Source organism: Streptosporangium sp. NPDC049248 (genome assembly GCF_040678965.1).
Lineage (GTDB): Bacteria > Actinomycetota > Actinomycetes > Streptosporangiales > Streptosporangiaceae > Streptosporangium > Streptosporangium fukuiense.
Genome location: NZ_JBFAQY010000011.1, coordinates 182,072 through 192,821 on the forward strand (window position 1 = coordinate 182,072; position 10,750 = coordinate 192,821).

14 protein-coding genes are annotated in these 10,750 nt (G+C 68.0%); all 14 read left to right on the top strand.

Translation table 11 applies throughout. The annotated features are described in order from the left end of the window. Nucleotides 1-5 precede the first annotated feature (5 nt). Complete coding sequence (locus AB0K21_RS22045; protein ID WP_364152580.1) at nt 6-941, top strand: P22 phage major capsid protein family protein; 936 nt, start codon at nt 6-8, stop codon at nt 939-941. A gap of 89 nt (nt 942-1,030) precedes the next feature. Continuing rightward, the gene (locus tag AB0K21_RS22050) at nt 1,031-1,408 is read left to right on the top strand and encodes a hypothetical protein (RefSeq protein WP_364152583.1); all 378 of its coding nucleotides are present in this window, start codon (nt 1,031-1,033) and stop codon (nt 1,406-1,408) included. Between the two features lie 9 nt (nt 1,409-1,417). Further along, nucleotides 1,418-1,744, top strand: a complete 327-nt coding sequence (locus AB0K21_RS22055) for a hypothetical protein (RefSeq protein WP_364152586.1) — start codon at nt 1,418-1,420, stop codon at nt 1,742-1,744. After that, a complete protein-coding gene (locus AB0K21_RS22060; protein WP_364152589.1) occupies nt 1,731-2,081 on the top strand; it encodes a hypothetical protein in 351 nt (116 codons plus the stop codon). The genes AB0K21_RS22055 and AB0K21_RS22060 overlap by 14 nt, the downstream gene beginning before the upstream one ends. 3 nt (nt 2,082-2,084) lie before the next feature. Beyond that, nucleotides 2,085-2,465: a hypothetical protein gene (locus AB0K21_RS22065; protein ID WP_364152592.1), complete on the top strand. Its 381-nt coding sequence runs from the start codon at nt 2,085-2,087 to the stop codon at nt 2,463-2,465. Continuing rightward, a complete protein-coding gene (locus tag AB0K21_RS22070) occupies nt 2,462-2,776 on the top strand; it encodes a hypothetical protein (RefSeq protein WP_364152595.1) in 315 nt (104 codons plus the stop codon). Before AB0K21_RS22065 ends, AB0K21_RS22070 begins: the two co-directional genes overlap by 4 nt. Then, entirely contained in the window at nt 2,773-3,141 is a 369-nt protein-coding gene (locus AB0K21_RS22075) for a hypothetical protein (RefSeq protein WP_364152598.1), read from the top strand. The genes AB0K21_RS22070 and AB0K21_RS22075 overlap by 4 nt, the downstream gene beginning before the upstream one ends. Further along, a complete protein-coding gene (locus AB0K21_RS22080; RefSeq protein ID WP_364152601.1) occupies nt 3,138-3,593 on the top strand; it encodes a minor capsid protein in 456 nt (151 codons plus the stop codon). Before AB0K21_RS22075 ends, AB0K21_RS22080 begins: the two co-directional genes overlap by 4 nt. Nucleotides 3,594-3,662: 69 nt before the next feature. Then, a complete protein-coding gene (locus AB0K21_RS22085; protein WP_364152604.1) occupies nt 3,663-4,130 on the top strand; it encodes a hypothetical protein in 468 nt (155 codons plus the stop codon). A gap of 3 nt (nt 4,131-4,133) precedes the next feature. Further along, entirely contained in the window at nt 4,134-4,604 is a 471-nt protein-coding gene (locus tag AB0K21_RS22090; RefSeq protein WP_364152607.1) for a hypothetical protein, read from the top strand. Nucleotides 4,605-4,836: 232 nt separating this feature from the next. Further along, a complete protein-coding gene (locus AB0K21_RS22095) occupies nt 4,837-6,753 on the top strand; it encodes a hypothetical protein (protein ID WP_364152610.1) in 1,917 nt (638 codons plus the stop codon). A 36-nt stretch (nt 6,754-6,789) separates the two neighbouring features. Continuing rightward, nucleotides 6,790-8,991 carry a hypothetical protein gene (locus AB0K21_RS22100; protein WP_364152613.1) on the top strand — a complete coding sequence of 734 codons (2,202 nt, stop codon included), beginning with the start codon at nt 6,790-6,792 and terminating at the stop codon, nt 8,989-8,991. Further along, the gene (locus AB0K21_RS22105; RefSeq protein ID WP_364152616.1) at nt 8,992-9,861 is read left to right on the top strand and encodes a hypothetical protein; all 870 of its coding nucleotides are present in this window, start codon (nt 8,992-8,994) and stop codon (nt 9,859-9,861) included. A gap of 47 nt (nt 9,862-9,908) precedes the next feature. Further along, nucleotides 9,909-10,598: a hypothetical protein gene (locus tag AB0K21_RS22110; RefSeq protein ID WP_364152619.1), complete on the top strand. Its 690-nt coding sequence runs from the start codon at nt 9,909-9,911 to the stop codon at nt 10,596-10,598. Nucleotides 10,599-10,750: the final 152 nt, after the last annotated feature.

Sequence of the window (10,750 nt, forward strand, 5' to 3'; positions counted from 1 at the left end):
CCACCATGGCTAACACGTTTTTGACCCCGCAGGTGATCGCCCGCGCTGCGCTGGCGACGCTGTACGAGACCACCGTCATGGCGATGTTGGTCCACAGGGATTACGAGGAAGAGTTCGCGGCCCGCATCGGCGACACCGTCAACGTGCGTAAGCCCGCGACGTTCACGGCGCACGAGTACGTCCGCGCGAACGGTATCCAGATCCAGAACGCACAGGAAACCTCGATCCCCGTCACGCTCAACCACTTCGCCGACGTCAGCTTTGCCGTGACCACGGAGGAGCTCACGCTCAAGATCGAGGACTTCGGGACGCAGCTCCTGAACCCCGCGATGGAGGCGATCAGCCAGAAGATCGACCGCGACATCTTGGCTCTGCGGGACGACGTGCTGCAGGAGGTCGGCGTCACGGGCCAGTTCGCTTCGAACCCGCCCGGTGCGAACGTCTTCCCGTACGGCAACCCCCGTACGGCGATCGACGCCAGGCGAGTCCTGAACCAGAGGAATGTTCCGGCGGCGGACCGCTACCTCGTGGTCGGCCCGGAGATCGAGGCCAAGTGGCTCGGCGACGAGCTGTTCCACCGCGCGGACGCCCGTGGTGACACGGACGGTCTGCGTGAGGCGAACCTGGGCCGAAGGATCTTCGGATTCGATGGCTATCAAACCCAGAACATCAACGTCCCGGCGCAGACCAGCGGCAACTCCACCACGGAGGTCGGCGTCGCTTTCCACCGCACCGCGTTCGCCCTAGTCACCCGCCCGCTGGTGCTGCCGCAGGGCGCGGCCAACGCCGCCGTCGCCAGCTACAAGGGCTTCGGCCTGCGTGTCGTGATGGATTACGACATCGACAAGAAGCAAGACGTGGTCAGCATCGACTGCCTGTACGGAACCAAGACGCTGGACGCCAACAGGGCCGTCCTGGTCAAGGGCGCCGACGTCGCGTAACTCATCCCGCTAGCAATCACGCTAGCGGCCTGTTTCTGGCCCGCCCGCCCGGGCGGGCCTCCTCACCACCTCATGGAAGGACAACAGCGATGGGTTACAAGACCCACACCGTGGACGGCAAGGCCGGAGAGGTCGACCTGGCCAACGTACGAACGTTCACCAAGGAGTACCGCGTCGCGGCCGGCACCGCTGGCACCTACGTGGTGACCCGGCTGCCGGTCGGAGTCACGGCCATCGCCGTGCGCGCCTACCGCGTCGGCGGCTCGGGCGGAACGGTCAACGCGAAGAAGAACACCTCGGACCTGCTCGCGGCCAACCTCGCCACGGTCACGGACGCCTGGGCGGGCTCCACCGCACTGCAGAACGCCACGTTCGCCGCAGGCGACACCCTGTCGGTCGTCGCGGCGGCCCCGGCCGGTACGCCGACCGAGATCATCGTGCAGGTCGACTTCCGTGTGATCCCGTAGGCCGGGCGCGTGTTCGTCTACCGCAACAGCAACACCGGGCAGATCACCGAACTTCACCACAGGTCGGTGCGGCTGGATCACCTGCCGAACTGGTTACTGATCGACGCCTCCGACGAGGCCCCGGACCTCGAACCGCTGCCCGCGGCTCCGGCCGCCGCGCCGGTCGACGTCGCGAGCAGCGCTCCGCGGCCCCGCCGCCCGCTGGACACCGACAACAAGGCCGCGTGGGTCACCTACGCGGTCGCTCGCGGCATGCCGGAGAAGGACGCCAGGGCGCTCAGTAAGGCGTCGCTGGTCAAGGAGTTCGGACAGGAGGACGACGATGGCGAGAGCTGATCTGCCGGTCACGCTGATGACCCGTGCCGGGCACAACCTGGCGGCTGCGCTGCCCACACCGGCCATCGCGGACGGCCACATGTTCACGAACAACGGCCGCCGCATGGTCCGTGTGAAGAACAGCAACGGCGCGTCGCGGACGGTCACGGTGCAGATCCCCGGCGAGGTGGAGGGGCAGGCCGTCCCTGACCGTACCTACACGGTGGCGGCGACCACCGGGGACGTGCTGATCCCGCCGCTGCCAGGTGTCTACAACCAGGCCAACGGCAAGGTCTACCTGGACTACTCGGACCCGGCCGGCGTGACGGTCGAGGTCCTTGAACTGCCTGCGGGGTAGCCCATGCCGACCTACGCCACGGCTGAGGAGTATCTCGACTATGCCGGGCAGCCCGGCCCGGCCGACATTGACCGGCGGCTCACGCGGGCGTCGGAACGCGTTGACGAGCTGCTGACCAACGCCATCTACGACACCGACGAGCAGGGCTTCGCTCTGGACGCGGAGCTGAAGAAGGCGATGATGCAGGCGACGTGCGCGCAGGCCGCATGGCTGATCGCAGTCGGCGATGAGTTCGGCACGGCGTCGGCGTTCAAGGACGTGTCGATGGGGTCTGTTCGCCTGGCCAGGGTGGACAGCAAGGACGGTACCGCGCCCCGCTACGCGCAGGACGCGGTGTCGATCCTGTTGCGGGCCGGTTTCCTGATCGCGGTGATGACCTGGTGACCGCCATCCCGGACTTCATGTTCCGCCATGTCGCGGTGGTGGAGCCGCTGGTCGGTGAAGGCGCGTACGGGCCGGTGTACGGGCCGCAGGTGAGTGAGCCGTGCCTGGCCGATGACAAGCGGCAGCTCGTGCGGGACGCCAACGGCCTGGAGGTCGTGTCCGACACGACGGTGTACTTCAAACCCGGCGTCGTGTGCCCGCCCGGTAGCCGGGTCACGGTCAACGGCCGCACGAGCACGGCCATCACGTCGCTGGTCCGCGACGGCGGCGGCCTGCCCACCCCTGATCATGTGGAGGTGGCGTTGAAGTGAAGCGCGACGTCGAGGTCGACATGGACCTCAGCATCAAAATGGAAGTCGCGGCGTTCGACGAGCGGACCAAGACTGTGGCCGCGCGGGCGCTCAGAGACGCCGCCGAGCACGTCCTGGGGGTGGCGAACACGCGGGTCCCGATCCAGGAAGGCCACCTGCAGAACTCCGGCGCCACGGCCGTGGACCGCTCGGAGATGAAGGCCACCATCAGCTACGACCAGCCGTACGCGGTGGCTCAACACGAAAACCTGGACTGGCAGCACGCGCCGGGACGTCAGGCGAAGTACCTGGAGACGGCGCTGCAAGAAGAAGCGTCCGCCGTTCAAGCGCTCCTGGCGCAGCAACTCAAGGAGCTGTTCCGGTGACGGCGCCACAGGGATGGACGCGGCTGCTGCTCGCCGGCCTGGGGCAGCTCCTGGAGGACGAGGGCGCGGGCGACTGGCACCCCGAGGGGATCTACACGCCCACGCAGACCGCCATCACACTCAGCGGGTTGCCGTCCGCTCCGGAGCGGGCCATCTCGATCGCCACGTACGGCCTTGGCCAGGCCGGTGACGACATCGACCAGACCGACTCGTCGGTGCTGGTGCAGTTCCGCATGCGGGGCGGCCCGGATCCGCGCGTGGCCGACGACCTCGCCGACGCCGTTTTCAACGCCGTGCACGGCCTGGCCGAGTACCGGCTGTCGACGGGGGTGTTCGTGCTGCTGGCCGAAAGGCGCATTGTCGCCCCGCACACGCGGGACGGCTCAGGCCGGGTCGAGAGGGCCGACAGCTACGAGCTGCGCTGCCACCGGCCGTCCACGCACCGGCCCTGACCGTTCCTGAATCACTACCGCTAGCGGTTGCGCTGGCGGTTTTTCGTATGCGCTCACAAGGAGAAAGTCATGACTCTGCGCAGCCTGCTCGCGAAGGACTGGGTGGTGGAAATCAACACCGCCACCCCGACCTCACCGGCCTGGACGCCCGTCAAGGGGCTCACGGAGTTCACCGAGGAGATCAACACCGAGACCGAGGACGACTCGGACTTCGACGGCGACGGCTGGGCCTCCCAGGTCGTCACCCAGCGCGGGTGGACGCTGGCTCTCAACGGCAACCGCAAGCGGGACGCTGACGCGCTGACGTTCATCCCGGACCCCGGTCAGGAGTTCCTGCGGCAGGCCGGCCACGTCGTCGGCCCCGGCGCGGACGTCCAGTGCCGCTGGTACCGCCGCGACGGCTCCCCGGACGCCTACATGGGTCGCGCCGCCGTCGACTACAAGGGCGCGGGCGGGGAGACCACCGACCTGGAGCCGTTCGAGTGTGAGCTGCTGGGCCAGGGCAAGCCCGAGCCGATCACGAACCCGGCGGCGTAGCCCATGGCGAAGCTCAAGGCCCTCGACGAGTTTCTCGACACGACTCTCACCTTGCCGGTCAACGGCAAGGAGTACGTCATCCCGGCGCCGTCAGCGCAGACCGGCCTGCTGTGCCAGAGGCTCATGCAGGCCGGTGTCGCCGCGGCGAACGGCAAGGAGGCGGACCTGGCCGACCTCGACGACGGCCAGGAACTCGACCTCTACAGGCGGTGCCTCGGCCCCGTCTACGACGAGCTGCTCACCGACAAGGTGTCCTGGCCAGCGATTAAGCACTGCGGTGTGACGGCGTTCCTGTGGATCGCCTCTGACCTCGACACCGCGACGCGGTATTGGGAGTCGGGCGGCAACCCGGAAGCGCAGGCCCCGGATCGGACGGCCTCCAAGGCGGCGGCGAGTACGACCCGGTCACGGGGCTCTACGAGTGGTACGAGCCCGCGCCGAAAGGCGGCTCCCTCACGTGGGAAAAGCTCCTGACCCACTGGGACCTGATCGAGGCGGACCTTCACAGCCACTACGGGATCGACCTCGACGCGCCCGGTGTGCTGACGGGCCGGTCCTGGCGGTGGCTGCGCAACCGGATCCTCGGCCTGCTTTCCGAAGAGACCCGGCTGGCCCGCCAGCTCGCGCCGCCTCCTGGCAAGACGCCCGGACGTGGGCGAGCTACCCCCTCCTTCGACTGATCTGAGCGACGACCTGGGAGGCGGGCATGGCGATCAACATTGGGGACCTGTACGCCACCTTGTCCTTCCGCGACAAGATGAGCGGGCCGTTCGGCAAAGCAGTCGCAGGCATCAAGGTCCACGCGACGGGGATTCACGCGGCGCTGATCGGCGCCGGGATGGCCGCGACCCGGCTGGGCGCGGCGGGCGTGGCGGGCGCAAGCGCACTGGCTTCGGCGGGCATCAAGAGCAGCGCGCTGCTGGCCGGAGTCGGCGTGGCCGGTGTCGCGGCTGGCGCCGGGGTGGCGCTCGCGTTCGCGGGCGCGGTCGCCAGTATCGCGAAACTCGGCATCAAGGCCGCACTGGAGGCTCCGAAGGTCAAGGCCGCCTTCGAGGACTTGCAGACCTCCGTTAAGAGCGATCTGGCGGGCGCCGCGTCGGTGTTCGAGGGGCCGCTGCTCCAGGCGGCCGGGTCGCTGAAGAGCATGTTCTCCAGCCAGATCGCGCCTGCTCTGCAAGGCATGTTCACCGATCTGGCTCCGCTGATCGGTAAGTTCACCTCCGGCCTGGGGTCGTTCCTGGCGCCGATGCTGCCTGCGGTCTCCGCTCTGGTGGCGGCGGTCGCGCCGATGCTGGGCGGTCTCGCCGGGTCGCTGGGGACCTTTGGCGGGCAGATCGCTGGGTTCATGGCGCCGATCACGGCGGCGCTGGCGCAAAACGGTGGCCTGCTGTCGACTCTGGTGACGGGGATCGGCGGCGTGCTGCAGTCGCTTGGCCCGGTCTTGGCCGCGCTGGTGCAGGTCGGCGCGCAGGTCGCCGGGCCGCTGATGGGCGCCCTAGCCGGGGTGGGGCAGGCGCTATCCACATCGCTAGCGCCAGTCCTGGTCCAGCTCGGCCCGGTCATCGGGCAGATCGTGGGCGCCTTCGGACAGATCCTCGTGGCGCTGATTCCGCTGCTGCCGCCGTTTCTGCAGCTCGCGGCCACGCTGGCGTCAGCGTTGATGCCGGTCCTGACGCAGATCGCTCAAGCCCTGTCAGCGGCGCTGCAGCCGGTGCTGGTCGCCCTGCAACCGGTGCTGGCCGAGCTTGCGTCCGCGTTCGGGCAGGTCATCGTCGCGCTGCTGCCGATCCTGCCGCCGCTGTCGCAGTTGCTTGTGGCGATCCTGCCGCCGGTCGTGGCCATCATCAAGGCGTTGACGCCGGTCCTGACCTTGCTCGCTGGGATTTTCGTCAAGCTCGTTGCGGCCGTCACCCCGTTCCTGCCGCCGCTCGTCCAGCTCGCCACCAGCGTGATCCCGCTGGTCCTGGCTGCGGTGCAGGCGGTCATCAAGCTGTTCCAAGGCGACTTCAAGGGCGCCTTCGACCTGATCAAGAACGCCGTGGGCGTCTTCGCTACGACCATCACCAGCGCCTTCAAGAAGCTGTGGACCCTGGGCGCTGACCTGGTCGCGGGCATCCGCGACGGGTTCGCCCGAGGGTGGGACTCCTTCAAGAAATGGGTCTCCGGCTTGGTCGGAGACCTGGTGTCCGCGGTGAAGAGCATGCTCGGCATCTCCAGCCCGTCGAAGGTGTTCGCCGAGATCGGCATGTACTCGGTCCATGGCTTGGCCAAGGGCTTCGCCGACAACGAAGGCGTCGCGCTGAACGCGGTCAAGGGCCTGGTCAGCAAGGTCGACGCGGTGGCCCGCGACGGGCTGGGCCGGGTGGTGGCCACCGCGAAGAAGAGCACGATTCCGCTGCCGTCACAGAAGAAAACCCAGATCAACACGGTCGGCAGTACTTCCGGGGGCGGAGGCTCCTCCGTGGTGGCTTTCGAGGGCGGCGGAGGATTCAGCGCCGGGCGGCCGGCGCCGGGCGGGTCGGTGACGGTGAATGTCACGAACAACTACCCGGTGGCCGAACCGACCTCGAAGACCGTGAACCGGGGCCTGCAGCTCGCCGCAGCGGTCGGCCTCACCTCCTGACACCCCAGCCCGCGCGGACCGTCCAGGAGGTGAGTCGTGGCGCTCAACATCGGTGACCTGTTCGCCACGATCAGCCTGCGAGACCAGCTCACGCCCGCTCTGGGCCGGGTAGTGCTCGCACTGCGCGTGACAGCGACCCGGTTCGGTGAAGGCGCGGCCAGCATCACGCGGTGGAGCTCGGCGATCTCTTTGGCCGCGACCGTGGCCAGCGCGACGCTCGGCGCGCTGGGGGTGGCCGCGTCCGGTGTCGCTGCGGGCGTCGCGTTGAGCTTCGTCAGCGCTGTTGGCGCGATCGGCGCCATCGGTATCGCCGCCGCCGCGTCCGCCGAAGGAGTCAAGGCGGCGTGGTCGGCGATGGGCGCCAACGTCCTCGCGGAACTGAAAGGCGCAGCAGCGGTGTTCGAGGAGCCGCTGGTGCAGCTCGCCGCGAACCTCCGCACGATCTTCTCCCAGATGGTCGCCCCGCATCTGGCGACCATGTTCGGGCAGATCGCGCCGCTGCTCGGCCAGTTCACCACGGCGTTGGTGCAGGCCCTGGTGCCGCTCCTGCCGGTCGTGCAGCAGCTCATCGCGGCCGTCGTGCCGATGCTGTCGCAGGTGGCCGGCTCGATGGGTGTGTTCGCCACGCAACTGGCGGGGTTCCTGGTGCCGATTATCGGGGTGTTCGCGGCGAACTCGGGGGTGCTGGCTCAGTTCGTGCTCGGCGTCGGGTCGCTCTTGCAGACTCTCGGGCCGATCATCGCTGGGCTGGTGCAGGTCGGCGCGCAGCTCATGGGGCCGGTCATGGCCGCCCTGAACATGCTCGTGCAGGCCCTCGGCGGGGCACTGGTAGCGGCATTGTCGCAAGCCGCACCGGCCATCGGTGTGCTGCTGGTGAGCGTCGGCCAGCTCGCCGCCGCCGTGCTGCCGCTGCTGCCGCCGCTGGTGCAGCTCGTCGCGGTGTTCGCGACCGCGTTAATGCCGGTGCTCGTGCAGGTCGCCTCAGCTATCACCGCCGCCCTGGTGCCGGTGCTGGTACGGCTCCAACCAGCGATCTGGCAGATCACGACCGCGTTCGGTCAGTTCCTCCTGGCCCTGGTGCCGCTGCTTGGGCCGCTGGCAGACCTGGCCGCCCAGATCATCACGGCGCTGGTGCCCGCCCTGGCTCCGCTGCTGCCCCTCGTCGGGCAGGTCACCGCTGTCCTGGGCGGCGCACTGGTTCAGGTCCTCGGCGTGCTCGTACAGGCCATCACGCCGATCCTGCCGCTCCTGACGCAGGCCGCGGTCCTGTTCGGCATGGAGATCATGCGGGCGCTGATCACACTGACACCCGCTCTGGTTCAGGTGGTGGCGGCGTTCACATCGATACTGCCCGCCCTGGAACCGCTGCTGCCGATGCTGCTGCAGCTCGGGGTGTCGCTGCTGCCGCCAGCGGTACAGCTCGCCTTGGCGCTGGCCCCGGTGCTGGTGCAGCTCGCGGAGGGCTTCGCGCAGATCCTTTACGCGGTGCTGCCGCTGCTGCCGCCGCTGCTGCTGTTCACCACGACGGTGCTGCCGCACGTCATCAGCCTCGTGGCACTGCTCGCGGGCAGCTTGTCGCAGGTGCTGGGCCCGGCCGTGCAGGTGATCGTCGTAATCGTCAACGCGATGGTTCAGACGGTCGTGGGCGCGTTCGGCTGGCTGTATGACGTGCTGATCGGCCACAGCATCATCCCGGACTTGGTCAACGGGATCGGCCGGTGGATCGGTGTGACGCTGGTCAAGTTCTTCGACGAGCTGCCGGGGCAGATCGTGTCCGCTGTCGGTGACATCGGCTCGGTGATGGGCAACCTCGGCATGGCCATGATCAGTGGCCTGTGGAACGGCATCCAGTCGATGTGGGACTGGTTTCGCGGCGTGCTGTACAACTTCTTCTCGTCGATCATGCCGGACTGGGTGCGCCAAGCCCTCGGCATCGCGAGCCCGTCCCGGGTGTTCGCGAAGATCGGCGGCTACACGATGCTCGGCATGGCGCAGGGCATGCAGGGTTCGGCCGGGCAGGTGCTGCGTACCGCTCGGAGCATCGCCGGGCAGCTCAGCTCGGAGTTCGCCCCGGACCTGGCTGTGCCGGTGGGGTCGGGTGGGGTCGTGGCCGGCGCTGGGCGGGGCCGGGGTGGAAGCGTGGTCTTCAACTTGACCACGATCAACCCGCAGGCTGAGCCGTCATCGCAGACGATCAATCGTGGCCTGCAAATGGCCGGTGCACTGGGGGTGGTGTGAGTGGCGACGTACGTCCTCGACGGTGTCCCGCTGGACCACCCGGGCGGGTGCTGGCGGTTGAAGAAGGGCACCAAACGTCGGCCGCTGCCGGGGGTGCGGTCGGTGAGTGTGGCCGTCGCGGGCCGGGCCGGTGATCTGCCGATCATGGGTCTTGACCATGAGGCGACGTCGTTTGGGCTGGCGCTGACCGTTTACTCGCGGACACCGGACGGCGACGACGGCGGGTTCGAGCAACTCGAAGTGAACCTCGAAGCCCTCGGCGCGCTGCTCGGCGTCCGGCACCGGCTGATCACCTGCGAGTGGGTGGCCGGGTCGATCGTCCGTGTCGCCGGGGTGACGATCGAGGCGGTGTCGGAGCCGGAGGTGAATGTCGGGGCGGCGCTGGCCAGGCTGACCGCCGTGGTGAAGGTCCCGGGCGTGTACTGGCGGGACGAGTCGGTGTCAACGTGGACCGGTGCTCTGCCGGGGGCCGAGCAGATCGTGACGCCGCTGGCCGGGTCGACGGGGCCGATCGTTGATTCAGTGTTGCAGGTGGCCGGGCCTGCGGTGAATCCCTCGGTGACGGATGTGGCCACCGGCGGCACCGTCTCGTACTCGGGCACCGTCCTGGACGGTGACTACCTACTGATCGACTGCGGGAACTTCACCGCGGCCGTGGTCGACACCGACACGTTCGACCTGGCCGGGGGAGAAGACGTGACCGGCGACATCGACGCGACCGGCCCCGGGTCGGCAACCCGTTGGCTGCATCTGACTCCGGCGATGGCGTTGGGCGATCCGCACTCGCGGGCCGTCCTGGTGAGCGCGACGGCCTCGAGCACGTCCGGCGCGTCAGGGGTGAAGGTCCGGGCGCGCCGGTCCTACCTGTAGTTGATCATCTGTAATCGATCATGGTTTAGATGCTCTAGTGTCCTTCCGTGGGCAATGCATTCCCTTCCCCCGGGGATTCCAGCGAGTGGTGGGCTAAGCGGCTTCAAGCGACTTTCGAGAACATACGCGAAGCTCAAACCCGTCATACGCAGGAAGCGGTGGACCGAGCGCTGGACAGGTTTGCTGACGCTACGCTCGCCAGGGTCGAAGAAGCCCAGTTTCGGCGCAGCCAGGAGGCGCTGGCGCGCTTCTACGACATGAGAGCCTCTGCTGTCGAGCGGATCTACGAGCGGATCAACGAGCGGCAAACGCAACAGCTCGCGAAGATCGCGGAGCGGTTGCAAACGCTGCCTCGCCCTCCTCAGCAGCCGGTTGACGTGCTGGAAGTACTCAGCGACCTGACGCGCAATGCTTTCGAGGCCGCGCCCGCTCTACAGCTTTCCGCGTCCGGAACAGTGACGAGCAGCGGAAGCGCCGAGTTGGAAGTCGTGAACTTCCCGTCGTCGCGCTGGACCCGTGAGCAGACCCGGCTGTTCATGCAGTTCTATGTGTCGCTCCTTGCCCTTGTACTCCTCGGTAGCTTGGCCGATCGTTTTCCGGATCAGTTCGACAGTGTGACGATGTGGACCGGGGGCGGAGTCTGGCCTGCTGCCCCGCTCATGTGGGCCCTCACCGGGAAGGCGTTCGACAGGCTGTATCCGGCTCCTGCTGGCGAAGAGGAAGATCGGGACTCCTGATCCGTTTCCGGCCATCGCCATGGTGCCCGGCCTTCACGTTGTTGCTCGCTGTCGTGCGCCCCGGATGATCATGGCGATGGCTTTCACGTCCAATGTCGAGAGCTTCGACAAAGATTAACGCCTCATGGTCCGCCTTTCTGAGCCAGAAAGGG